Consider the following 24,471-nt stretch of genomic DNA (forward strand, 5'->3'; position numbering starts at 1 on the left):
GGTGTTTACCGCGACATGAAGCGGTTCACCCAGCTGGCCTTCAGGAAGAAGCTGTCGCTCACGCGGCGCAGTCGATTGAGCCCGAGTGCTTCAGGTTCCGTGAGACTGCTGCCGTAGCCGGCGAAGAACACCGTACCCGGGCTGGGGCGGAACGAGAACAGCCAGTCGGCGCGCAACAGATTCGAGCGCGTCGCCACGGTTGGCGTGAGTGTGCCGTCGGCCCGTCGCGTGTACAGCAGGGATCCGGTGCGCCAATCGCGCAGCGTCTCACGACGGTTCGCTTCGTACTGCGTGATCAGGCGAACGAACACCCACCGCGACACCTGATACTCCGCCTTCACACGCGGAATCTGCGTCGAGAACGTCGACACATCATCCACGCGCCGCACGAACTCGTTGCTGGCGTAGGTCGCGTTCATGCGCAGGCGTGTGTTCGGTCGCCAGTCCACGCTGCCGGTATAGGCCGTGCGGTTCACGCGCGACGTCTCGTTGAAGTCCACGTCGCTCGAGCGCAGCACACTGGCCGACGCCGCGAAGCGACGGAACTGCGGCGTAGACACGCTCGCCTGCTGCGAGAACGTGGTGATGCGCGGCGCCGGCGCGAACGGCACCGCGGTGTTGTTCTCGAGCACGCGCAAGGAACCGTAGACCGTCGGGTCGAACGCATACGTCGCCAGCGCCGGCGTGTAGCCCAGCGACCATCCGCGTCGCAGCGTGACCGTGTTGCCAAGGCTCGCCTTGCTCTCGAGCAGGCTCTTGGCTTTGAAGAAGTCGCCATACTGCCACAGCCCGCTCACCTGCGAGAACATCTGCAGCTTCTCGAACAGCTGCCCCTGCTTGCCGAAGATCGACACGCGGTTGGCAGTGCTCACATTCACAAAACCCGTGCGGGCCACGAAACCGTTGTCGGTGCGGAACTCCGGCGTCACGCCGAGCACGTTGTAGTGGAATCCCCAGCCACGACCGGTGCGATCCACTACCGCTTCCCACAGGCCGCCGCGTTTCTGTTCGCCGGCCGCGCGCGTCAGACTGCCCACCGCTTGCGCCTGCGCGTAGTACTTGCCACCGAACACGTGGCGCACATCGGCGCCGAACACGCGGTTGGCACGTCCCCCGCTCACGCGCTCACTGTACACCAACCCACTCTGTGACTGCAGTTGGAAGTCGCGCGTGATGCGCACGATGTCCACCAGCGGTCTGGTCGCGCCAACGGTGGTTGGCGCTGCATCGAGCGCCGAGAGCATCGCAATGTTCGAGCGCCCTAAGCGGCCGGTGAGCTTCAGGGCCGCATCCGGTTGCACGATGCGACGCGTGTACACCAGCGTGTTCGGCACGTTGAATTGGTCGGCGCCTTCCACGAAGAATGGCCGACGTTCCGGATAGAACAGCGCGAAGCGCGGGTCGGCCGCCACTTGCGTCGCATCCGCTTCGACCTGCGAGAAGTCGGGGCGGATACTGCCGTTGAGCACGAAGTTGCTCCCGAGTCCGACGCGCACGTTACCACCTACGCGTGGCTTACTCGTGTAACGCCAATCCTTCAAGTTTGAAGGATCGGTCGACGGGATACCGCTGATGGTGCTCGTGAGTTCGGGGTTGATCTGGGCATCGATGCCACGGGTGAGACCGGTCATGCCCGCCAACCAACCTTCCTGCGAAATGAACGAGGCCGCCCCGCGCTGCACCGGCGTCCACGTTTCTTCGTACCCGCTGTGCTGCACTTTGCGGCTGAACTGCACGCCCCACCGCTGCACACCGCCCGTGGGAAAACGCAGGCTGGTGTACGGAATGCGGATTTCGACTTCGTATCCCCAGTCCTCCACGTGCCCGCGCGACGTCCACAGGAAATCGGCGCTGAGGTCGTTCTGCCCAGGCATCACGTTCGAGCCGGGAATGAATCCCCCACCTTCGGCCTTCGTCCCGTCCGCTTGGATGCCGAGCGGATTGACGATGAATACGAACGCGCGACGACGCTCCTGAAACGGATCGAGATGGATCTCGATGTTGTCGTCGGCCGTCAGCCGATCGCGGTCGGCCAGCGTCGCGCGCACGATGCCGTGCGGCTCGTAGGCCCGCACCCCGAAGTAGATCGCCGTCGGCGAGTACCACACCCGCACTTCGGTCGAGTCCGGTGCTGGACGTCCGTCGGTTGGGCTATACAGCGAAAAACCGGTCAGCAACGACGCCGTGGACCATACCGGCTCGTCGAGACGGCCGTCGATCGTGACGACCGCCGAGCTCGGGCGGCCCATGCGGACTTCCGTCTGGCCATTGATGGCGTGGTACACCGCCGCCGCGGAATCGTGGGGCGGCTGGAGCGCGGGCGCGGCGGGAAATGAAGCAACCGTCAACTGCAGCGCGCCCGCAAAACTGAGCAGGAAAGACATCCCCGAAAGCTAGACGAATCGTTACCGTTCGGCATGCCCTCTCCTCGCACTCAACAGGCGATCGCTCGGCTCGCCGACCTCACGCCTCGGCAGATCGTGGCGGAGCTCGATCGCTACATCGTCGGCCAGGCCGACGCCAAGAAATCGGTGGCCATTGCGCTGCGCAATCGCTGGCGTCGGCAACGCGCTCCGGAAGCGATCCGTGAGGAGATCTCGCCCAACAACATCATCCTCATCGGCCCTACGGGCGTGGGCAAGACCGAGATCGCGCGGCGTCTGGCCAAGCTGTCGGGGGCGCCGTTCGCCAAGGTGGAGGCCTCGAAGTTCACCGAGGTCGGCTACGTTGGGCGTGACGTGGAGTCGATGGTGCGCGACCTTATCGAAAGCGCGATCGACATGGTGCGCACCGAGCGTGAGTCGGAAGTCGAAGATCTCGCCAACGAGAAGGTCGACGATCGCCTGCTCGACTTGCTGCTGCCGGTGCCGCCGGTCGCCACCGGTGATGCGCCGGAGGTGAAGGCCGAGCACGATGCGGCCCTGGAGCGCCACAAGCGCACGCGCGACAAACTGCGTCTGCTGCTGCTGGACGGTCAGCTCGACGGCCGTGAGGTCGAACTCGAGGTTACGCAGTCGGGTCCGGGCATGCCCGGCATGGCGACCCCGGGCGGCAACGAGGGCATGGAGAGCATGGCGGAGTGGTTCCGCGACATGATGCCGAAGAAGAAGAAGCGCCGCACGGTGAAGGTGAGCGAGGCGCGGCGCATTCTGCTAGATGAAGAACTCGAGAAGCTGATCGACCTCGATGACATCACCGACGATGCGCTCGAACGCACCGAAGCGATGGGGATCATCTTTCTTGACGAAATTGACAAGATCGCAGGCGAGCGGGGGCAGGGTGGTGGTCCCGACGTGTCACGCGAAGGCGTGCAGCGCGATCTGTTGCCGATCGTGGAAGGGTCGAACGTGCAGACGAAGTACGGGATGGTGAAGACTGATCACATCCTGTTCATCGCCGCCGGCGCCTTTCACGTGTCGAAGCCCAGCGATCTCATTCCGGAACTGCAGGGCCGCTTCCCGATTCGCGTGGAGCTCAAGCCGCTCACCGAACAGGACTTCGTGCGCATCATGACGGAGCCCGAGAACGCGCTCACCAAGCAGTATGCGGCCCTGGTCGAAGCCGACGGCGCGTCGCTGGAATTCAAGGACGACGGCATCGCCGAGCTGGCGCGGGTGGCCACACGGGTGAACGAGCGCATGGAGAACATCGGCGCGCGCCGGTTGCACACCGTGATGACGACACTGCTGGAAGACGTGCTGTTCGACCTGCCGGACCGCGGGAAGGACGCCGTGGTGGTGGACGCGGCGATGGTGCGGGAGCGGCTGAAGTCGATCAGTGAGGATGAGGATTTGCGGAAGTACATCCTCTAGCGCGGTCTCAAGGGGTCTTTCAAGGCGTTCAAGGGGTCAGAGTCGTTGAACGCCGTTCAACGACTCTGACCCCTTGAACGCGCCCCCCCACCACAAAACGCTTGACAGCCGCCACCGCCGGCTGCACTTTGTTGTGTCGGCGAACAAAGATGTTCCCTCCTCCGTCGCCGACCGCACCGCTCTCCCGACCACCGCCCGGTGGAAGAGGCCCCTCCATGCGCCTAATGCCGAAGCTGGCTGCCCGCTCCGCGCGGGTCCGTCGCTTGTCCGTGCTCGCTACCCTGCTCGTTGCGGTGGTCGCGCCCGCAACCGCCCGCGCCCAGATGCCGCGCATCGAAGTCCGCAACGATGCCGCCGGCTCGCGCATCCAGGTGAATGGCACCGACATGCTGCTGCGCGGCGTGAACTGGGACTACTTCCCCATCGGCACCAACTACTCCTACAGCCTCTGGGCACAGCCGGACGACGTCATCAAGACGGCCCTCGATCGCGAGATGGGGTTGCTCAAGGTCATGGGCGTGAATGTCATCCGGCAGTACAACGGCGTGCCGCCGCGATGGGTCAAGTACATCTACGAGCAGCACGGCATCTACACGGTGCTCAATCACGCGCTCGGCCGGTACGGCACCACCATCAACGGCGTCTTTCAGGCGCAGACAGTCTACTCCGATCCAAAGGTGCGCCGCGCGCTCACCAACGAAGTGCTCGCCATCGTCGAGGAATTCCGCGGCACACCCGGCGTCCTCATGTGGCTGCTCGGCAACGAGAACAACTACGGACTCTCCTGGAAGTCCGCCGCTACCGAGAATCTCCCCGCCGGTGAGCGCGACGCGGCGAAGGCCACCTACCTGTATTCGCTCGTCGGCGAAGTCACGCGCGCCATCAAGGCCAAGGATGCCTCGCGCCCCGTCGCCTTCGCCAACGGCGATCTGCAGTACCTCGACATCATCGCCAAGGAAGCCAAGGGCCTCGATGTCTTCGGCACCAACGTGTACCGCGGTGCGTCATTCCGTGATCTGTTCGATCGCGTGAAAGCATCGATGGGCATTCCCGTCATGCTCACCGAGTTCGGCGCAGACGCGTGGAACGCGCGCGACATGCGCGAAGATCAGCTCTCGCAGGCCAAGTACCTCTTGGCGCAGTGGCAGGAGATCTACGAGCAGACGGCTGGACACGGACGCGCCGGCAATGCCATCGGTGGCTTCACCTTCCAGTGGACTGACGGCTGGTGGAAGTTCGGCCAGGAGCTCCGCCTCAACGAGCACGACACCAACGCCTCGTGGTCCAACGCCGCCTACGGTGATGACTACGCGAAGGGCGAGAACAACATGAACGAAGAGTGGTGGGGCATCGTCGCCAAGGGCCCGGCTGACTCCAAGGGACAGTTCCCGCTCTATCCGCGCGCGGCCTTCTACGCGCTGCAGCAGGCCTATCAGCTCGACCCGTACGCGACCTCCAGTAGCACGGCCAAGATCGCGTCGCACTTTGCCGCCATCAGTGCGGCCGATGTGGAGCTTCGCGCCCGCGCCGATCGCGCCGCGCTCACCGGTGAGGGCACCAGCCGCGTCACGGTGAGCGGCCTGCGCATGGAACTGCAGACGTTCAACACCGGCGGCTCCAAGATCAGCACGCCCAAGGTGGCCGACGCGGCCTCCACGGTGTATCCGTCGTTCCAGGGCTTCGATCGCATGGAGTCGTTCTACGCCGACATCACCGCGCGCCCCAGCGAATCCTTCTCGGCCACGTTGTCGCTCAATGTGCTCGGCAATGTCCCCGGCAATCCGATCGACCAGATTTTCTACGAGAATCGTGGCCGCCCGCGCAATGTGCTCACCGATGGTACACCACTTCGCCTGAACGGCATCGATCGACTTGCCGTGTATCGCGCCAGCGTGTCATGGGATGATCGTAACTTCCGGTTGGACGGATTCTATCGCACGGGCCACTACCACTGGGGTTACGAAGGCGACTTCTTCGGCCTCTATCGCGAAGCGAACTACGGTAAGAACATCGACATCTACAACGGCAACGCGCCCGCGGGTGTCGAGTTCACGGGCAAGCGCAAGCTGGCCGGCCTGAAGCTCGCTTTCGGTCCCGAGCTCTGGTGGGGTGCCAATCCCACGGCGATCGCGAAATACGGCCGTAAGGTCGGCGAGACGTACATCACGGCGATGTACCAGGAAGACGTCGCGAAGCTGAATGCGTCGGCCAGCAATAGCTCGTTCGCCATCCCGATTCCCCAAACGCGCCGCGCCACGCTGCATCTCGCCGACACCATCGCCGGTTTCGGTGTGGAAGCCGGTGGTATCTGGGCCGGTGCCACGCGCGTCGGCGTGCCGTTTCAGATCGTCGACTACTCTGGTGGCACGACGCGTGTGCTTCAGGACAAGATCAAGGACAGCGACGCCTTCGGTGGCAAGGCGCGCATGACGTACTCGAAGGGCCGCTATAACTGGTACGCCCAGGGCGCCATCATGGGTCTCGTGGCAGACGGCGGTCCGACCTCGGTGCAGACGTTCACTGGCTGGAGCCTCAAGGACACAGGGCTCAACAATCAGTGGAACACGATCTCCGGTCTCTCGGCGCGCTTCGGCGCATTCGAAATCGCCCCGAACTTCCTGTATCAGAAGCCGATCGTCGGTCCCGTGCCGTTCGACACGCCGGCGCCCGGGCGTCCGCGCAATGTGGTCGATGATCCGTTTGCCGTACGCGCCAATCGCGAAACGTACGGCGCCGAACTGCTGCTCACGTTCGACCCGACGCCAGCCACGTGGATGTACGCGTGGGACAGCGACATGCGGGAAGACGCGCGCTTCGCCGCGAATGTGGGCTACGTGTACCGTCGCCTGCCCACCACGATGGACGCCGCGATCGGTATCCTCGGCGACGGCCGCACCACGTTTCCGTTCCCCGGCGCAACGCCGGCGCGCACCCTCTACGAAGTGCGCTCGCGCATCGTGTCCAAGGTGGCGAACGACGTCCGCCTGATCGCCAACCTCTACACCGGTACCGCCGAGCCGAACGGCAACGATCCGCGCTTGCTGCATCGCTCCGGTGTGGATGTGCGCATGGTCAAGCAGCACGTGAAGGTGATGGCCGCTGCGAAGCTCAACGACTGGGGTCCGTTCGACTACCATCGTGACTTCAACCTGACGTTCCCGAAGCAGTTGCTCACCGACGTGTCGTACTCCATCGGCACGCCGCAGTGGTGGGACTTGCCGGAAACGAAGTTTGGCGTGCGCGGTACCTGGCGCGCCCTCGACAAGTACTCGCCGCGCTTCTGCCCGGAGCGGGTGCCCGATCTGACCACCGGCGTTCCCACCTGCGATCCCACCGCACCGGCGAAGAACGGCTCGGAGTGGGAAATCCGGACCTATCTCACCGTGGCCTGGTAGCGCCGGCGGGTGTCAGAACTGGTGTCCACACCGCTGTCCGTCGAAGCACGCATCCGCGATCTGCTCGCGCAGCTGTCCATCGAAGAAAAGATCGGACAGCTGCAGCAGGTGCAGGGCGGTGGCGGGCAGGTGTCGGACGACCTCGCGCAGGCCATTCGTGATGGGCGCGTCGGGTCGGTCATCAACGAGGTACACGTCGATACGGTGAACGCACTGCAGCACATCGCGGTGCGCGAATCGCGCCACGGCATCCCCTTGCTGATCGGACGCGATGTGATCCATGGCTTCGCCACCGTGTTTCCCATTCCGCTGGGGCAGGCGTCCAGCTGGAATCCCGACGCCGTCGAGCGCGGTGCGCGCGTGGCCGCCACGGAAGCGGCGGCCTGTGGCGTGAATTGGACGTTCGCGCCGATGATCGACATCGGTCGCGATCCGCGTTGGGGGCGCGTCGCGGAAGGGTTCGGCGAAGATCCCTATCTCACCGGCGTGCTCGCGGCGGCATCGGTGCGCGGCTATCAGGGTGCCGACCTTACCGCACCGGACGCCATCGCCGCGTGCGCCAAGCACTTCGTCGGCTATGGCGCCAGCGAGAGTGGCCGAGACTACAACACCACGAACATCGCGCCGCGCGAGCTGCGCGATGTGCACTTGCCCCCGTTCGAGGCGGCCGTGCAGGCGGGCGTGGCGTCGATCATGACGTCCTTCAGCGACATCGACGGCATTCCGGCCAGCGCGAATGGACCGTTGCTCACCGGTATTCTGCGAGAGCAATGGGGCTTCGATGGCCTCGTCGTCAGCGACTGGGACTCGATTCGCCAGCTCGCCATCCATGGCCTGACTGCCGACGATCGCGGCTCGGCGCAGGAAGCGGCTATCGCCGGCGTCGACATGGAGATGGCCAGCACGACCTACGCCGACCATCTCGCCGATCTGGTACGCGATGGACTCGTGCCCGTCGAGCGGCTCGATGCGATGGTGGCCAACGTGCTGCGCATGAAGCTGCGGCTCGGTCTCTTCGAGCGCGCGATGACCGACCCGAGCACATTCCCGGTCGCCGGGAACGTCGAGCATTTACAGGCGGCGCGCGAAGTGGCGCAGGAAAGCATCGTCCTGCTCCGCAATTCCATGCACGACGGCGAGTATCTGCTGCCGCTCGCCGCCGGCGCACTCACTCGTCTCGCCGTAATCGGACCGCTCGCCGATGACCCATACGAGCAGCTCGGCACCTGGATCTTCGACGGCGACGCCCAGCACAGCCGCACGGTGCTCGGCGCGCTGCGGGAGGCGCTGCCCGACTCCGTGCAGATCGAGGTCGCGCAGGGTGTCCCCAACACGCGAAGTCAGGACACGAGTGGCTTCGACGACGCCGTGCGCGCCGCGGCCAACGCCGACGTCGCGCTGCTCGTGCTCGGCGAAGAATCGATCCTCTCGGGCGAAGCACACTGTCGGGCTGACATCGCCCTTCCCGGAGCCCAGGAAGCGCTGGTAGAGGCCATTGTGGCCACAGGAACGCCCGTCGTGCTCGTGGTCATGGCCGGTCGCGCGCTGGCGCTCGAGCGCGTGGCGCATCGGGTGCACGCGCTGCTGTACGCTTGGCATCCGGGTTCGATGGGTGGGGCCGCCATCGTGGATCTGCTCTTTGGTGCCGCGTCGCCGTCGGCTCGCCTACCAGTCACGCTGCCGCGCGCGACGGGTCAGATCCCGATCTACTACGCGCACAAGAATACGGGAAAGCCGGCCACACCCGAGACGGTCGTGTCGATGCATGACATCCATCCGCGCGCCCCGCAGCTGTCGGTTGGCAACACCTCCTTCCATCTCGATGTCGATCCGTCGCCCCTGTATCCGTTCGGCTTCGGACTCACGTATACCTATGTCGAGTACGAGGCGCCGTCTCTGCGCCTCGCCGAGGTGTCGCTCGATGGCACCGTCGAGATCAGTGCCACGCTCACGAATCGCGGCGCCCGCGCCGCCGACGAGGTCGTGCAGTTGTATGTGCGCGATCTCGTCGGCAGTGCCACGCGCCCCGTGAAAGAGCTCAAGGGCTTCCAGCGCGTGCACCTCGCCGCAGGAGAGCGCCGAACCGTGCGCTTCTCGTTGCCGGTCGCACAGCTCGCCTTTCACGGCTGCGATCTCCAGCGCGCCGTCGAGCCCGGACGTTTTCATGCATGGATCGCTCCGAACGCTGGCACCACGACCTCCGTAGAATTCTCCGTCCGTTCCTGATCCTGTTCTCCTTACCCCTCTCATGACCACCATGACGCGACACGAGATCGTGGCCGAGCGCGCTGAGTCGCTGCTGGCCCGCATGAGCCTCGCTCAGAAGCTCGGACAGATGATCATGTCCGAGCGGATGGCCACCACGCCTGACGACGTTCGCGACTTCCACTTGGGCTCCGTGCTCAGCGGCGGTGGCTCCGCTCCGGGCGCGAACGCCGTAGGCGATTGGGTCGCCATGAACGACGCGTACTGGACCGCTTCGATGTCCGAAGCGAACGGCCGCTTACCTATTCCGCTGCTGTATGCGGTGGATGCAGTACATGGTCACGCCAACGTGCTCGGCGCCACGGTCTTCCCGCACAACATCGGCCTCGGTTGCGCGCGTGATCCCGAGCTGGTTGAGCGCACGGCACGCGTGATGGCGAAGGAAGTCCTGGCCACCGGCGTCGACTGGACGTTTGCCCCCACGCTAGCCGTGGCGCAGAACATCCACTGGGGCCGCACCTACGAAAGCTTTTCGGAGGATCCCGCAGTCGTCGCATCGTACGCCGCCGGGTACGTCCGTGGTGTGCAGCACGACCTTGGCACCGACGGCGTGATCGCCTGCGCCAAGCATTGGGTCGGCGACGGTGGTACGACCGCCGGCAATGATCAGGGTGACACGGCGATCTCCGAGGAGGAGCTCGAGCGTACGCACATGTCGCCGTACTATCCGGCGCTCGAGGCGGGTCTGCTCACCGTGATGGCGTCGTTCAACAGCTGGAACGGCGACAAGTGTCACGGGCATCGCTATCTGCTCACCGATGTGCTCAAGGGCCGCCTTGGCTTCGATGGACTCGTCGTGTCCGATTGGGACGGCGTCGACTACCTGCACGAAGACTACGGCACCGCGATCGGCATGGCGGTGAATGCCGGCATGGACGTGTTCATGGTGTCGCTCGAATGGAAGCGCTGCCTTGAACTGCTCCAGCAACAGGTCGAAGCGGGCATTGTGCCGATGTCGCGCATCGATGATGCGGTGCGCCGCATTTTGAGCGTGAAGCTCCGCTTCGGCCTCTTCGAGAAGCCACGGCCGGCCGATCGCTCGTGGTCAAACAGCGACAGCTTTGGCAGCGCCGCTCACCGCGAGATTGCCCGAGAGGCGGTGCGAAAGTCGCTGGTGTTGCTCAAGAACGAGGACGCGCTGCTGCCGCTGTCGCGCGCGGCGCGCATCCTCGTGGCCGGCAAGAGCGCACACAATCGCGGGCACCAGTGCGGCGGCTTCACGGTAGCGTGGCAAGGCGAGACCACGAATGAGGCGATCGTGGGTGGCACGTCGATCTGGGAAGGCATTCAGGCCCTCGCGCCGATGGCCGCGCTCGATGAACACGGAACGTCGGCCGACCCCGCGCTGCATGACGTGGCCATCGTAGTGATCGGCGAAAAGCCGTACGCCGAAGGGATGGGCGACCTACGTTTGGGCGGACGCGTCGAGAAGGGTTCGCACAACCCGGCGAAGCCTCACAACCTTGCCCCCTACGGCAAGACGATCGAACTCGCGCAGCTCCACCCGGAAGATCTCGCACTCATCACCGCGATCGCGGCTAAGGGCATTCCGGTCGTCACGGTGTTCGTGGGCGGACGTCCGCTTGTGGTGAACGCGGAACTCGACGCCTCGCAGGCGTTCGTCGCGGCATGGCTGCCCGGCTCCGAAGGGCAGGGTGTCGCCGACGTCCTGCTCGGCGACTACCCGTTTCACGGCACCTTGTCCTTCGCCTGGCCGCAGAGTGCGGCGCCGTCGTACAAAGACGAGGCGCCGCGTTTCGCCCGAGGCTACGGAATCACGACGGGCTGATTGGCCAGCCCACGGCGCCGCTCGAGTTCCTGGCGCACGTCTTGGGCCTTCTCCTCGGTGATCGGATAGCCGGAGATCGCCCAGATCGCGATACCCGATGCGATGAACGGCACAAGCACGTCGCAGAGCCGCAGTAGCACGAGCGTGCGCGGTGTCTGCGCACCGGCCAACGCGACGTCGAACCCGGTCCAGTTCACGAGGAAGCCACCACCGGCGAGCGCGGCCGCCATGCCGACCTTCACCACCCACCAGTAGATCGAGCCGAACATTCCCTCGCGGCGCTGCCGCGTCTCCAGCTCGTCGCAGTCGACGACATCGGCGATCATGGATCCCATGAGCGTGAACAGTCCGCCAAGACCGAATGCCATCAGCGGCGCCGGTAGCATGACCAACCACGGACGGCTGGGATCGTAGCAAAACCACTTCACGGCATAGCCAACCATCGAGAGCCCGGTCGACACATAGAACGCTCGCTTTTTGCCAATCTTTGTGGCCAGCCACGTGATGAAGAAAATCACGGCGAAGGTCGAGACCGCTCCGAGCGTACCCGCATAGCCGGCGTACTCGGCACCGCGCTCCTGATTGCCACCGAACACATAGTAGATGATCACGTACGATTGAAACGACGAGATCATGATGAAGCCGTTGAACACCAGAAACGTCGCGATGCACAGCTTCAGAAACGGCCGCGACTGCAAGGTCGACTTGCAGCCGGCAAGGAACTCGATCGTGTGGTGTTTCGTGGACTGCCAGAGACTCGTGCGTGCCTCGCGTGCTGCCGTCGAGGCCTCCGTCTCCGGCTCATGAACGAATCGCTCCCGCAGGAAAATCGCCGGCAGGATGCCGACACACGCCGCGACGATGCCGATGGTCAGTGCGAGCGAGCGCGCACCTTCAGTCGGCGTCGAGAACCACGGCTTGTGGGTCATGATCCACAAGAACCACGGCGACACGAGATAGGCGATCTGTCCGATGAAGTTCTGCACGCCCATGAGACGTGTCCGCTCGTGATAGTCAGGCGTGAGCTCATAGCCCAACGCGACCCACGGCGCCGCAAAGATCGTGTAGGCTACGTAGAACAGGTTCGAACCGATCACGAAGTACCAGAAGTAGAACGACTCGGTCTTGCCGATCGGCATGGCCCAGAGCACGGCGTACGAGATGCCTGACAGGATCGCGCCGACGAAGATGTACGGGCGCCGTCGTCCCCAGCGAGACCGCGTCTGGTCCGAGATGAACCCCATCAGCGGATCGATCAACGCGTCGGTCGCCCGTGGAATCGCGCCCGCGATGCCGACCAGGGCCGGGTTCATGCCGAATCCGAGATTCAGAATGATCATCATGCCGCCGATCGCAGCCGCCAGCAGATTGTTCACGAAGGCGCCGAGGCCGTAGGCGATCTTGCGTGAAAACGCGATGCGGTCCTGAGGGAGCGTGGTGTTGGCGACGGCGATGCCGCCCTTCGTTCCCAATCGCGTGTGCCACGCGGACACCGCCGCGCGTGCCAAACCGCGTAGCGTGAGCGTATCGCTCACTTGGCCACCTCATACACGCGCACCCAGTCCACCACCATCGCCTGCGGAAACGTCGTGATCGCATCGGGTGCGCCCACGAAGTTGCCACCCACGGCCACGTTCAGGATGATGAAGAACGGCTTTTCGAATACCCACGGACCCTTCACATCGGCCGGCGTCGAGGTGAAGTATTTCTCGCCATCGATGAAGTGCTCGATCTTCTCGGGTGACCATTCCACGGCGTACACGTGGAAGTCATTGTCGAGGCGTGCCAGCGTGAGCGTCTTCGCTTTCGTCCGCGCCGCGCCGCCGGAGTAGCCCGGGCCGTGCAGCGTGCCGACCACCGTACTCGGCTCTTGACCGCGATACTCCATGATGTCGATCTCGCCGGTCTGCGGCCAACCCACCGTCGGAAAGTCGGTGCCGAGCATCCAGAACGCGGGCCACATGCCGCGCCCGCGAGGCAGCTTCATGCGCCCTTCGATACGGCCATACTTGAACGACTGCTTGCCGAGCGTGATCAGTCGCGCCGATGTGTACTGACGGCCGCGATAGTTCTCGCGCCGCGCCGTGATCACCAGATTGCCAGTGCCGTCGAGTGACGCGTTCGACGCACGATCGGTGTCGTACTCGAGCTGCGCATTTCCCCAGTCTTCGCCCACGTCGAACTTCCAGTTGGCCGCATTGGCCACTTGTCCCGCCGGCCCGCTGAAGTCGTCCTCCCACACCAACGTGCGAGCAGGCGCTTCGGTGGAGGACGAACATCCGACGGCAGAGCAGAGGAGGGCAGCGGCAATGACACGACGCATGGCAGGCGGGGTTAAGGCGACGAAGCCTGGGTGGGAAGAAGAGACTTGGGGTCCTGCAAGACCGCGTCGAGCACGAGTGTCGCGGCGCCGATGGCGATGGCGCGATCTCCGAGTGTGCTGACGTGAATTTCCGATGAGGCGACGGCACTCACGAACGTCCGCCGCAACACCGTTTCGCGAATAGGCACGAGCACCTGCTCGCGCAGCTTCGGCAATCCGCCGCCAAGGATCACGGCGGCAGGGTTGAGCAGATTCAGCATACCGGCAATCACCGCGCCGATGTGTTCTGCTGCTTCGTGCACCACGCGCGACGCGAGCGGATCACCCCCCTTGGCTGCAGCTTCCAGCGAACCGGTTGTGATTTCGCCGGCGGCGAAGTCACTCGAGGGATACTCTGGGGCCAACTCCTTCGCGCGTTTTACCAGTTCCTGCGACCCGACGTACGTCGTGAGACAGCCGCGGTTCCCGCAAATGCAGGGATGACCATGCACGTCGATCGTGACGTGGCCGATCTCACCGGCCACGCCCCCGGCGCCTCGAAAGATCCGTCCGCCTATGAAATGCCCCGCGCCGATACCGGTCGCGATCTTGATGAACGTAAAATCCGAAAGCCCTCGGGCCGCTCCCCACCAGTGCTCTGCGAGAGCGCCAAGATTCGCGTCGTTGTCCAGCAGTACCGGTACGTCGTATTGCTGGCTCAGAACCTCGAGCCCGTGTCGGCCATCCCAGTTCACCATGGCCAGCCGCGAGACGCGCTCCGGATGACGCGGGTCCATCGGACTCGGCAGCGCGACGCCGATTCCCAGCAATGGCGCGGCGTCGACGTCGATCATGCCCAGGCAGGCGTCACAGAGCTTCGCGATCAGTTGCCGCGTTCCCTCGGCATCACCATGCACCGGGAACTCCTGATGCTGCCACGCACGCACGCGACCACGCAGGTCGGTCAGCACCACCGACACATGCGAGGCACCCACGTCGACACCCAACAACGAAAACGCGTCGTACTGGAACTTGAGTACGATCGGCCGACGCCCACCGCTCGATGCACCCACGCCCGCCTCGGCCACGAGGCGCGTGGGCAACAGCGCATCGACGATCTCCGAGACGGTGGAGCGCGACACCTCCAACCGCCGGGCGATGTCGGCGCGTGAAATATGCTCCTCGTCCCAGATCAATCGCAGGATCGTGGTGGCGAGCGGGCGGGGGCGGGACGGGTCGGCGCCTGGGGCGCCGACCTCGCAGCGGATGGTGTCGGTCATCAATCTCTCCGTAGGGCTCGAGCGGGCAGCCCCGAAGATAGCGCTACTTGTGTACCAACACGTTGTCCACGTACACGGTTTTCAGATCGCCGGAGAAGATCAGCTGCGCGAGGTTGCCGCGCGCCGTCAGACCCGGGAACGCCGTAAACGGGATGTCCAGCCTGACCCAACTCCCCGTCACAAGCGCTGGCGTGGTGGAGGCCGTGAGCGTGACTTCGTGCTCGGAGTCGTCACCGCCGCCGAACGTGCCGTTCGCCCCGAAATTCACCAGTTTCACCTTGAAGACGGCCGGTGCGGCTGTCGCGTCCGGCGTCCAGATATCCATCGAGAAGTGCGTCATCGTGCTCGCGTTGATCTGCTTCGAGATGAACTCGATGCCGGCAAACACGACGTTGCTGTACCGCTTCACATCATCGTTTCCGATCTTGATGTCCGCCACGTCCGCCTGATCCCAATCGGCCGACCACGTGTCCGCGCCGTTGCTGGTGTACGCGTTGGAGAACAGCGCAATGGCGTTCGCCGCCGTGTATGTCGGTGTCGGTGCGGCCGTCGTGGGCGCAGTCGGAGCGCCACTCGACCGATAGAAGTAGACGTTGTCGACGTACAGCGTGGTCAGTGTGCCGGACAGGATGAGCTGCGCGAGATTCTTGCGCGTGGTGAGACCGGTGAAGGCCGAGAACGGAATGTCGAGCGAGATCCAGGCACCGGTGGTGAAGCCCGGCGTGGTCGTGCGCGTGATTGAGATCTCGTGCTCGACGTCGTCACCGCCGAATACCCCGTTGGCCCCGAAGTCCACCAGCTTGATCTTGAGCAGCGCGGGCAGCGCCGTGGCGTCGGGCGTCCACAGGTCCATGTGCATCGTCGTCATCGCCGTGGCATCCACCTGCGAGGTCGTGAACTCGATGCCGGCGAACGACATGCCCGTGTAGCGCTTCACGTCGTCGTTGGCCACCTTGACGTCCGCGACATCGGCGATGTCCCAATCGGCGGACCACGTGCCCACCGTGCGGTTGGTGTAGGCGTTGCTGAACAGCGAGATCACGTCCGCCGATGCGCGCGTCGGCGTCGGTGCGGCGACAGTTGGTGCGTTCGGCGTCGGCGGAGCCGCGGTCTTGTAGAAGTAGACGTTGTCGAGGTACACCGTCGCGCTCGATCCCAGGAGAATGAGCTGCGCGAGGTTAGCGCGCCGGGTGAGTCCGGTGAATGACGACAGCGGGATATCGATGCTGTTCCACGCGTTTGCCACCAGCGGCGGCGTGCTGCCCGGCGTGATGGCCACTTCGTGCTCGCTATCGTCGCCACCACCGAACACGTTGTTCGGACCGAAGTCCACCAGCTTCACCCGGAAGGACGCTGCGTCATAGACGTACACGTCGAGGTGAAGATGCGTCATGGCCGTCGCGTTGACCTTCGTGCCGATGAATTCGGCCGCCGCGAACGTGAGGTTCGTGTAGCGCTTGGTCGCGTTTCCACCGATCTGCACGTCGGCCACATCTGCCTGGTCGAACGAGGCCGACCACGTGTCCACCGGTACATTGGTGTAGGCATTGCTGAACAGGGAGACCACGTCAGCCGCTGCGCGCGTCGGTGTCGGTGCCGCCGCGCTCGGTGCCGTCTGCGTGCGCAGCGTGATCGCTCCGGTCGCCGTCGTCTCGCCGAGTTTGGCGGTGATCGTGCTCGTGCCGACGCCCACCGTGGTGATCGCGCCCGTCGCGCTCACGGTGGCCACCGCGGCATTCGACGAGGCGAAGGTGAAGTAGCCGGCCGACGCCTCCGTGATCTGCTCGACGCCGCCAATCGTGTGCGCAACCCTGGTGCCTGTCAGGGCCACGGTCGCACCGACTTCCGACGTGATCGACTGCGTCGGGATGCTCGGGCGAGGCGTGCCCAGATCGACCGTTTCGAATTTGATCTCGTCAAACCAGATCGTGTAACCAACGCCGTTTTCCGGTCCTTCGGCGAAGTAGAACATGCCGCGTTCCGCCGTCAGCTTCGAGGCGAGCGGAATCGGCAGCGTATACTTCGTCCACGTCGTCGTCAGGTCGAGCGCCGACCGCTGTGCGGTGAGTGTCGACGTGCCGGTGTTGTCGTTGCCAAGACCGACAACATCGAGCTTGGCGCTGATGCTGGCCTTCGCCCAGAACGTCACGGCGTTGTAGCTGCTCAAGTTGCGCGGCACCTGCGCCACGAACGCGCCACCGGCGTATCCGCCGGTCGGATCGCCAGGGGATGGCACGATCACCTTGAGCGCTGCCGTTCCCTCGCGCTTCATCGTCGCATCCGACGACAGGGCGTCGGTCTTCGAGCCGCTGAATCCCTGAAAGTCGACACCGGCGCCGAACGCGTCGCCGAAAATGGTGCCGCCTGACGGGAACGGGGCTGGCTCGAGCATGCTCGTGTCACGGCTGCAGGCCGCGGTCAACAACAAGCCGGCAAGGCCAAACAGGCGGGACGCGGACGAGGGCAAATGCATGGCGATTCACTCCGGGAGGAAATAGCGGAGGCGCTGGCAGGCGGCCGGGGAGGGAGAGGCACGCCGAATAAGTTTGTCCAGTAACCGAACAAAGAATGACGCAAGGCGGGCGACCTGTCAAGGAAAGTTTTATGAGTAGTCGAAGGCTTGGTCCCGCCGTGTCCGTTCCATAACTTTGCGCGGATGCCGCATAATCATCCGCCGCATCGCGACTTCCTGAACATCGCCGACTTCTCCCCCGCGGAGACGTTCGCCCTGCTCAACCTGGCCGAACGCATGCGCACTGGCGCCTACGATCGTAAGCCATTGGCGGGCAAGGCGTTGGCCATGATCTTTATGAAGTCCTCGACGCGTACGCGCGTGTCGTTCGAAGTCGGGGTGACCCAGTTGGGCGGCACCGCGCACTTCCTGTCCCCCCGCGACGTCCAGCTGGGCCGCGGAGAGCCGATCGCCGACACCGCGCGGGTGCTCGACCGCTACGTGCACGGTATCATGATCCGCACCTTCGCCCATGCCGACGTGGAAACGCTGGCCGAGTATGCGAAGGTGCCCATCATCAACGGCCTCACCGATCTGTCGCATCCCTGCCAGATTCTGGCCGATGTGCTCACGATCCAGCAGCATCTGGGCGACGTGCGTGGCAAGACCGTCGCGTGGATCGGCGACGGCAACAACATGGCCAACTCGTGGATCGAGGCGGCCGCGCATCTTGGCTTTACGCTGAAGCTCGCCTGTCCTGAAGGATACGATCCCGATGACACGTTCCTGCGGGCCGGTCTCTCGTCTGGGATGGTGCTGCTGCTGCGCGATCCGCGGGAAGCGGCCGCTGGTGCGGACGTGGTGACCACCGACGTGTGGGCGTCGATGGGGCAGGAGGAGGAGCAGGCCAAGCGGGCGCTGGCGTTTGCCCTCTATCAAGTGGACGCGCCACTGATGGCGCTGGCGGCACCGCAAGCCATTTTCCTGCATTGCCTCCCGGCGCACCGCGGCGAAGAAGTGACCGCCGAGGTCCTCGACGGCCCGCAGAGTGTCGTCTGGGACGAAGCCGAGAATCGCCTGCATATTCAGAAGGCGATCATGGCCGCGCTGATGGGGAACGAAGCGCTCTAACCCGGAATTCACACCACATGCCAATCGCTGAAGGAATACCCGCCCCCGATTTTACCCTCCCCACCGACGCGGGCGACACGCTCACGCTGTCCTCCCTCCGTGGTCAGTGGGTCGTGCTCTTTGCTTATCCGAAGGACGACACCTCCGGCTGCACCGTCGAGGCGTGCGAGTTCCGTGACGCGCTCCCGCGCTTCGATGCGTCGAAGGCGGTCATCCTCGGTATCAGCCCCGACTCCGTGAAGTCGCACGTGAAATTCAAGGCGAAGTTCGAACTGCCGTACACGCTGCTGGCCGACGAAGAGAAGTCTGTGCTGCAGGCGTACGACGTGTGGAAGGAGAAGTCCATGTACGGCAAGAAGTACATGGGCGTCGAGCGCACCACCTTTCTGATCGACCCCAAGGGACAGATCGCGAAGGTCTTTACCAAGGTGAAGCCGGCCGGTCACGCGGCTGAAGTCATGGCGGCGATCACCTGAGTTTCGCAGAGAATCACTGCCAGCGTGGCAATTCGCTGGCACGTTCCTGCCAAACTGGTCATGTTTCTGGGCGCGGCCGCTCCGGTCGCGCCCAGCTTCTTTTCCAGCCATGACAGCTATCGCTCCCGGCACGCTCAAGCGTACGCCGCTCCACGACGTTCACGTCGCCTTAGGCGCGAAGATCGTCCCCTTCGCCGGTTACGAAATGCCGGTGCAGTATCCCACTGGCATCACCGCCGAGCACAATGCGGTGCGTACGGCGTGCGGCATGTTCGATGTGTCGCACATGGGTGAAGTGATCGTCCGTGGTCCCGACGCGATGCGTTTCGTGTCGTCGGTGACGAGCAACGATGTCGAGGCGCTCGCGGTCGGACAGATCCAGTACTCCACGCTGCTGCGCGCTGATGGCACCATCGTCGATGACTTGCTCGTGTATCGGTTCGCCGATCATCTGATGCTGGTGATCAATGCGAGCAATCGCGATAAGGATCTCGCGCATCTTCAGGAGAACATCGCCGGCTTCGATTGCACGATGACGGATATCTCCGACAGCATCGCGCTGCTCGCCGTGCAGGGGCCGCAGGCGCCGGCGATCGTGGCCTCGCTGGCCGATGTGCCGCTCGACGGCATCAAGTACTACTGGTTTACCGAAGGCAATGTGGCCGGCGTGCCGTGCATCATTTCGCGCACCGGCTACACCGGCGAACTCGGCTTCGAGTTGTACTTCGACGCCGCGCACGCCGTGACGGTGTGGAACGCCGTGATGACGGCCGGTGCGGTGACGCCCGCAGGGCTTGGCTGCCGCGATTCGTTGCGCCTCGAGGCGGGCATGTGCCTGTACGGCAACGAGCTCGATGATCGCACCACGCCGATCGAAGCGGGGCTGAACTGGCTTGTCAAGCTCGCCAAGCGCGAGCCGTTCTTGGGCAAGGACGTGCTGGTTCGTCAGCATCAGGAAGGCACCGACCGCAAGCTCGTCGGCTTCACGATCGATGAACGCGCGATCCCGCGACATGGTCACGGTGTGGTGTACGGCGGCGTGGCGATCGGTGAGGTCTGCAGTGGCTGTATGAGCCCCACGCTCGGCATACCGATCGGCACGTGCTATGTGCCGGCCGCCGCAGCGGTGGAAGGCACCACCTTTGAGGTCGATATCCGTGGACGGCTGCTGCCGGCCCGTGTGGTGAAGCTGCCGTTCTACAAGCGGGCAGGGAAGGCGTGAGCGCGCGTCCGCGCCCCGCAGCAATGCGGCGTGGCGGCGTAGAAGACGGCGCCGCCAGCGTCGTGGCGATTCTCATGACCGATGTCGAGCCAGCGGTGCGATTGAACGCCGCGCTCGAGGCCGCCGGATTGACCACCGTGACGATTTCGCCGATGGACGATGTGCGCGGTGATCTGCATCGCGCGCGTCCCGACGTCGTCGTGCTCACCGGTGCGTTGCTCGACGCCGCGAATATGTCGTTGGTGCGACGCCTGCTGTGGGAGAACGTGGCCGTCCTAGGCTTCACGGATGTCTCCGATCCGCAGATGGTCGAGCGGTTGCGCGAGATCGGCTACGCCGAGACGTGGCCGAAGCCGGTGCGGATCGAAGATGTCGTTGACAGTATCAAACGTCGGCTGGAGCGACAGCGCCTGGCCGAGCTCACCGGACTCGTCGGTGAGTCTGCGGCCATTCGCGAAGTGTTGGTGAAGGTCGAGCAGATATCGCCAGTGACCAGCACCGTGCTGATCGAGGGTGAAAGCGGTACCGGGAAGGAACTCGTGGCGCGCGCGATTCATCGTCTCAGTCCGCGTCGGGGGAAGCCGTTCATCGCGGTGAATGTGGGTGCGCTGACCGAGACGTTGCTCGAGAGCGAACTCTTCGGTCATGAGAAGGGTGCGTTCACCGGCGCGGCCGAACGTCGCCTTGGTCGCTTTGAATTGGCGGACACCGGTACGCTGTTTCTGGACGAGATCGGTGAGATACCGTCGAGCACGCAGGTCAAGCTGTTGCGCGTGCTTGAAGAGCGCGAAGTGACGCGTGTCGGTAGTGGTCAGCCGATCGCAATCGATGTGCGGGTGGTCGCGGCAACGAATCGTCCGTTGCGCGAGCATGTCGACGACGGCGGTTTCCGCGCCGACTTGTTCTATCGCCTCAACGTGCTCGGTATTTATCTGCCGCCGCTGCGCGAGCGTCGCGACGATATCCCGCTGCTTGTGCGGCGCTTCGTCACCGAGTTCGCCGCGCTACACGATCGCGAGTTCCACGGGATCTCGGCCGAGGCGTTGACACTGTTGGTCGAGTACGATTGGCCTGGCAACGTCCGCGAACTGCGTAATCTCGTGGAGAGCATGGTCGTGCTCGCACACGGACGTGAGATCGGCCCGGATGACATCCCGCGCGCGATCCGCGAGGGCGGTGGCCGGAGGCGGTTGCCGGTGCACGTGGGCCCGGTGGTACGAGAGGGCGAACGGGCGCAGGGGCGGGAGCTGGAGTTCATCGTGCGATCGCTGGTCGAACTCAAGTTACAAGTCGAGGAGTTGCGTCGTCGGATGGACGTGGAAACGCGTACGTCCGCGCCAGGCTGGGTCGGTGATGTGCGGTCGCCGTCAGTGGGAGCGGGAGAGATCTCGGGAGAAGTGGTGCCGATGCCGGGGTTCGGACTGATGCGTGGCATCGAACCTCGAGAGCAGGGACCGCAGGCCACGGTGATTACACTCGGGCCCGGAATGACGATGGCGGAGATCGAGCGGCTGGCAATTCAGGCGGCGCTGCGGGATACCGCTGGGAACCGACGGAAAGCGGCCGATCTGCTGGGAATCGGGGAGCGTACGCTCTATCGGAAGCTCCGCGAGTACGACGGCGAGGACCCAGAGCAGGGAGACGAGGGGGACGCCCCCTTCGACGAGACTTGAGGTCTGGGACGATACGTCCATGCCGGACAACGCCTTGTGAAATTCTGAGTCTTGCTGGAACGCGACTCTGGTCACATATTAGCTCCGCAGAGAACCGAACACAGGTGTTTGGTATGCATCAGCCGCGGAGACACTTCTGTCCATACCCGTCAATTTCGGCATGACGTCCCCTCAGACCCCCTCCGGTATGATTGCCGGGAGTGTGCTGCCTATCCGTCGGGCCGAAGAGCTGATTGCCACCCTTCCCGGGGTGTTGTCGGTTCGTATCGTACCGAACGAGACAGGCGCCGTGGATGAGATCCACGTGCTGACCACCGACCTGGTCCTCCCGAAGAATACGGTTCGCAACATCGAGAGCGCGCTGATGGCGCAGCTCGGTCTCCGGGTGAATCACCGAAAGATCTCAATTGCGACCACATTGGACGCTCCGCGGGCGGCCGATCTGCCGCCGGCGGCTCAATCGCCGGCGGGCTTGAGCGCGATGGCCGGCGGTGCGGCGGCGCCAGTGGCGCCCGCTCCCGCAGTTCCGGCCACTGCATCCGTTGCGTCTGCGTCCCCCGGTGGTCACATAGGGGGACCTCCGCGTGCCGCGGCGGCCATTTCGCCGCTGGGCGACGCGACGCCCTCTGGTCGTCGTGTGTTGGTCTTCGAGGATGTGGAAGTTCGTCGCTCGCGTTCACGTGGTGTGCTGTGCCGGGTGACGCTGAGCCGTGACGGGCAGGAGTTTGTGGGTGAGTCGGAAGGTCAGGAAAGCGAGCGATCGCGGATCGACCTGGCGGCTCGCTCGACGTTGTTGGCGATCGTATCGGCCACGAAAGCGACGCCGGGCGGAGAACGCTCGTTGGCGCTGGAAGGGTCGAAGCTGATCGACGCCTTTGACCGTGAGTTCATTTTCGTCAGCGTGGCGGCGCGCGTCGGACGCGAGCCGGTGGTACTGACTGGAAGTTGTGAAGTGCGTGAAAGTGCCGAAACGAGCGCGGTGCTCGCGGTGCTGGATGCGACGAACCGCTGGATGCACATCGATCGTTAGCTCATTCGTGGAGCGCCGCGGGTTGGCGCTTCTTTCGTCCCCCTCATCGTCTAACGAGACGAAACAACAAGTGTCCCCGTCAACCGAACCAGAGCGGAGCTGAGCGGGCAGGCCAAGCAGTAGGAGCGGAGCCAACCTCGTCAAGCATGTGGAGTCCCGAGCGGGACACACGTGACTACCCCGATGGGAGGTGACGCAAAGATGGAATTCGTGGCCCAGCTCGTGAATGCGATGTGGTCGTTCGTGTTGGCTGATCTTAAGCTTTGGGGCTGACCTAAAGCACTAGGTTGACGGGGACCGGTTTTCTCTATGTCCATGAAGACAAGCGTAATCGCCTATGTGTATGCGATCGTGGCAGCTGCCGCTGCCTCGCTTGTCGGGCTGTATGTGTATCAGCCGGACGTAAATGTTCTATTCTTGGCGGGCGCTGGTTGGCTGACGTTGGTTGCTTTCCTAGGGACTGTTCTTAGCTACCGGGTACAGGGAAGCACTTTTGGCGCAGTTTCATTTATCCCGTTCTTAACTGCGTTTGTCCTGTATCCATCGTGGGCCACCGTTGCGATCGTCGGTACGGGTGCGTTCATCGCTGAGATGATCAAGCCCAAAATGGCGATCAAGCGCGCCTTTAATGTGGCGCAGATCGTACTTGCGGGATGTTTTGCGATCGCTGTCTACATAACGCTTGGTGGGTTACCGCTACTCCTTGATCCGGAGTTTCAGGCGATCCCGCATGCGACCGCGGTCGTGGTTTTCCTATTCGTGAATACGCTTTCCGTTGCAGCGGCGATTGGCTTCGCTGAGGGAAAGAGCGTAATAAAGACTTGGTATGAAGGAAATTCCGCCGGACTCGTCTACGACGTCGTTGCCATCCCCGTCGTCTACGGTTTCGCGCGAGCATATGTTGACTGGGGCGGTTGGGGCGTCGCAGTGCTATGTGCTCTCGTTCTAGGACTGCGGCTGACCTATCAGTCGAAGCACCAACTTGAAACGACGAACAAGGAGCTGCTTGAGCTGTTCGTCCAAACGGTGGAATTTCGTGACCCATATACTTCTGGTCACTCACAGCGCGTCAGCCGTTATTCGCGCATCATAGCCCAAGTGATTGGACTAGGGCCGAAGGATATCGAGAGAATTTCAACTGCGGCACTGCTGCATGATGTCGGAAAAATCCATGAGATCTTCGCTCCGATTCTTTCGAAGCCAGGCAGACTGACCCCGGAAGAGCGCGCGATAATGGAGCTTCACCCGATAAAAAGCGCGGAACTCGTCGCGAAGATCTCCGATCTTCAGGATATCATCCCCGCGGTTCGCCATCATCACGAGAATTGGGACGGAACTGGATACCCTGATAGGCTCGAAGGTCGGGATATCCCGCTTGGGTCAAGAATTATCATGTTCGCTGACACCATCGATGCGATGACTACCGACCGTCCGTATCGGAAAGCGCTCGGCGAGGCGGAAGTCCGTTCAGAACTTAGAAAGTTCCGCGGAATTCAGTTCGATCCAACCATATGCGATGTGCTGGTAGCGTCCCCAGATTTCGCCAGACTTTTTGATCAGAATGATTCGGGGCGTGTTCAATCACTGACGCAAATCTTCGAGCTCGTTCGGCGTAGGATGAAGACTCCCGCAGTTGCTTAGGCG

15 protein-coding genes are annotated in these 24,471 nt (G+C 63.7%); 10 read left to right on the top strand and 5 right to left on the bottom strand.

Annotated elements, in window-relative coordinates:
- Positions 1 to 5: 5 nt before the first annotated feature.
- Complete coding sequence (locus HKW67_RS01910) at positions 6 to 2,384, bottom strand: carbohydrate binding family 9 domain-containing protein (protein ID WP_171223790.1); 2,379 nt, start codon at positions 2,382 to 2,384, stop codon at positions 6 to 8.
- Positions 2,385 to 2,417: 33 nt separating this feature from the next.
- On the opposite strand from HKW67_RS01910, the gene hslU reads away from it, so the two are divergent.
- From hslU to HKW67_RS01930, 4 genes are all read left to right on the top strand, one after another.
- Positions 2,418 to 3,812, top strand: a complete 1,395-nt coding sequence (hslU, locus tag HKW67_RS01915) for an ATP-dependent protease ATPase subunit HslU (RefSeq protein WP_171223791.1) — start codon at positions 2,418 to 2,420, stop codon at positions 3,810 to 3,812.
- Positions 3,813 to 4,027: 215 nt separating this feature from the next.
- A complete protein-coding gene (locus HKW67_RS01920) occupies positions 4,028 to 7,207 on the top strand; it encodes a glycoside hydrolase family 2 TIM barrel-domain containing protein (protein WP_206044568.1) in 3,180 nt (1,059 codons plus the stop codon).
- 21 nt (positions 7,208 to 7,228) lie between these two features.
- Positions 7,229 to 9,433, top strand: a complete 2,205-nt coding sequence (locus HKW67_RS01925) for a glycoside hydrolase family 3 N-terminal domain-containing protein (RefSeq protein WP_206044569.1) — start codon at positions 7,229 to 7,231, stop codon at positions 9,431 to 9,433.
- Positions 9,434 to 9,455: 22 nt separating this feature from the next.
- Positions 9,456 to 11,261, top strand: a complete 1,806-nt coding sequence (locus HKW67_RS01930) for a glycoside hydrolase family 3 protein (protein WP_171223793.1) — start codon at positions 9,456 to 9,458, stop codon at positions 11,259 to 11,261.
- On the opposite strand, the gene HKW67_RS01935 is transcribed toward HKW67_RS01930, so the two are convergent.
- The 4 genes from HKW67_RS01935 to HKW67_RS01950 form a co-directional block, all read right to left on the bottom strand.
- Positions 11,240 to 12,715, bottom strand: coding sequence for an MFS transporter (locus HKW67_RS01935; protein ID WP_171227508.1), 1,476 nt, complete (start codon positions 12,713 to 12,715; stop codon positions 11,240 to 11,242). The two genes, HKW67_RS01930 and HKW67_RS01935, sit on opposite strands and share 22 nt — an antisense overlap.
- Positions 12,716 to 12,792: 77 nt before the next feature.
- The gene (locus HKW67_RS01940) at positions 12,793 to 13,584 is read right to left on the bottom strand and encodes a glycoside hydrolase family 16 protein (RefSeq protein ID WP_171223794.1); all 792 of its coding nucleotides are present in this window, start codon (positions 13,582 to 13,584) and stop codon (positions 12,793 to 12,795) included.
- 11 nt (positions 13,585 to 13,595) lie between these two features.
- Entirely contained in the window at positions 13,596 to 14,843 is a 1,248-nt protein-coding gene (locus HKW67_RS01945) for an ROK family transcriptional regulator (RefSeq protein WP_171223795.1), read from the bottom strand.
- A 43-nt stretch (positions 14,844 to 14,886) separates the two neighbouring features.
- Positions 14,887 to 17,316, bottom strand: coding sequence for an Ig-like domain-containing protein (locus tag HKW67_RS01950; protein ID WP_171223796.1), 2,430 nt, complete (start codon positions 17,314 to 17,316; stop codon positions 14,887 to 14,889).
- Positions 17,317 to 17,499: 183 nt separating this feature from the next.
- Between HKW67_RS01950 and argF the strand changes: the two genes are divergently transcribed.
- The 6 genes from argF (at position 17,500) to HKW67_RS01980 (ending at position 24,468) form a co-directional block, all read left to right on the top strand.
- Positions 17,500 to 18,426, top strand: coding sequence for an ornithine carbamoyltransferase (argF, locus tag HKW67_RS01955; RefSeq protein WP_171223797.1), 927 nt, complete (start codon positions 17,500 to 17,502; stop codon positions 18,424 to 18,426).
- A 17-nt stretch (positions 18,427 to 18,443) separates the two neighbouring features.
- Positions 18,444 to 18,902 (top strand): peroxiredoxin, encoded by a 459-nt coding sequence (locus HKW67_RS01960; protein WP_171223798.1) that lies wholly within the window; start codon positions 18,444 to 18,446, stop codon positions 18,900 to 18,902.
- Between the two features lie 109 nt (positions 18,903 to 19,011).
- The gene (gene gcvT, locus HKW67_RS01965) at positions 19,012 to 20,124 is read left to right on the top strand and encodes a glycine cleavage system aminomethyltransferase GcvT (RefSeq protein ID WP_171223799.1); all 1,113 of its coding nucleotides are present in this window, start codon (positions 19,012 to 19,014) and stop codon (positions 20,122 to 20,124) included.
- Entirely contained in the window at positions 20,121 to 21,797 is a 1,677-nt protein-coding gene (locus HKW67_RS01970) for a sigma-54 dependent transcriptional regulator (RefSeq protein WP_206044571.1), read from the top strand. Before gcvT ends, HKW67_RS01970 begins: the two co-directional genes overlap by 4 nt.
- Positions 21,798 to 21,957: 160 nt before the next feature.
- Positions 21,958 to 22,827 (top strand): hypothetical protein, encoded by an 870-nt coding sequence (locus HKW67_RS01975; RefSeq protein WP_171223800.1) that lies wholly within the window; start codon positions 21,958 to 21,960, stop codon positions 22,825 to 22,827.
- A gap of 309 nt (positions 22,828 to 23,136) precedes the next feature.
- Complete coding sequence (locus HKW67_RS01980; protein ID WP_171223801.1) at positions 23,137 to 24,468, top strand: HD-GYP domain-containing protein; 1,332 nt, start codon at positions 23,137 to 23,139, stop codon at positions 24,466 to 24,468.
- The last annotated feature ends 3 nt before the right edge of the window (positions 24,469 to 24,471 follow it).

The organism is Gemmatimonas groenlandica, from assembly GCF_013004105.1.
Lineage (GTDB): Bacteria > Gemmatimonadota > Gemmatimonadetes > Gemmatimonadales > Gemmatimonadaceae > Gemmatimonas > Gemmatimonas groenlandica.

What these genes read in the sequence shown, in the direction of transcription:
- HKW67_RS01940 (WP_171223794.1), bottom strand. Translation starts at nt 13,584, where the DNA reads ATGCGTCGTGTCATTGCCGCTGCCCTCCTCTGCTCTGCCGTCGGATGT.
- HKW67_RS01930 (WP_171223793.1), top strand. Translation starts at nt 9,456, where the DNA reads ATGACCACCATGACGCGACACGAGATCGTGGCCGAGCGCGCTGAGTCG.
- HKW67_RS01945 (WP_171223795.1), bottom strand. Translation starts at nt 14,843, where the DNA reads ATGACCGACACCATCCGCTGCGAGGTCGGCGCCCCAGGCGCCGACCCG.
- HKW67_RS01980 (WP_171223801.1), top strand. Translation starts at nt 23,137, where the DNA reads ATGTCCATGAAGACAAGCGTAATCGCCTATGTGTATGCGATCGTGGCA.
- HKW67_RS01975 (WP_171223800.1), top strand. Translation starts at nt 21,958, where the DNA reads ATGACGTCCCCTCAGACCCCCTCCGGTATGATTGCCGGGAGTGTGCTG.
- hslU (WP_171223791.1), top strand. Translation starts at nt 2,418, where the DNA reads ATGCCCTCTCCTCGCACTCAACAGGCGATCGCTCGGCTCGCCGACCTC.
- gcvT (WP_171223799.1), top strand. Translation starts at nt 19,012, where the DNA reads ATGACAGCTATCGCTCCCGGCACGCTCAAGCGTACGCCGCTCCACGAC.
- HKW67_RS01920 (WP_206044568.1), top strand. Translation starts at nt 4,028, where the DNA reads ATGCGCCTAATGCCGAAGCTGGCTGCCCGCTCCGCGCGGGTCCGTCGC.
- HKW67_RS01960 (WP_171223798.1), top strand. Translation starts at nt 18,444, where the DNA reads ATGCCAATCGCTGAAGGAATACCCGCCCCCGATTTTACCCTCCCCACC.
- HKW67_RS01950 (WP_171223796.1), bottom strand. Translation starts at nt 17,316, where the DNA reads ATGCATTTGCCCTCGTCCGCGTCCCGCCTGTTTGGCCTTGCCGGCTTG.
- argF (WP_171223797.1), top strand. Translation starts at nt 17,500, where the DNA reads ATGCCGCATAATCATCCGCCGCATCGCGACTTCCTGAACATCGCCGAC.
- HKW67_RS01910 (WP_171223790.1), bottom strand. Translation starts at nt 2,384, where the DNA reads ATGTCTTTCCTGCTCAGTTTTGCGGGCGCGCTGCAGTTGACGGTTGCT.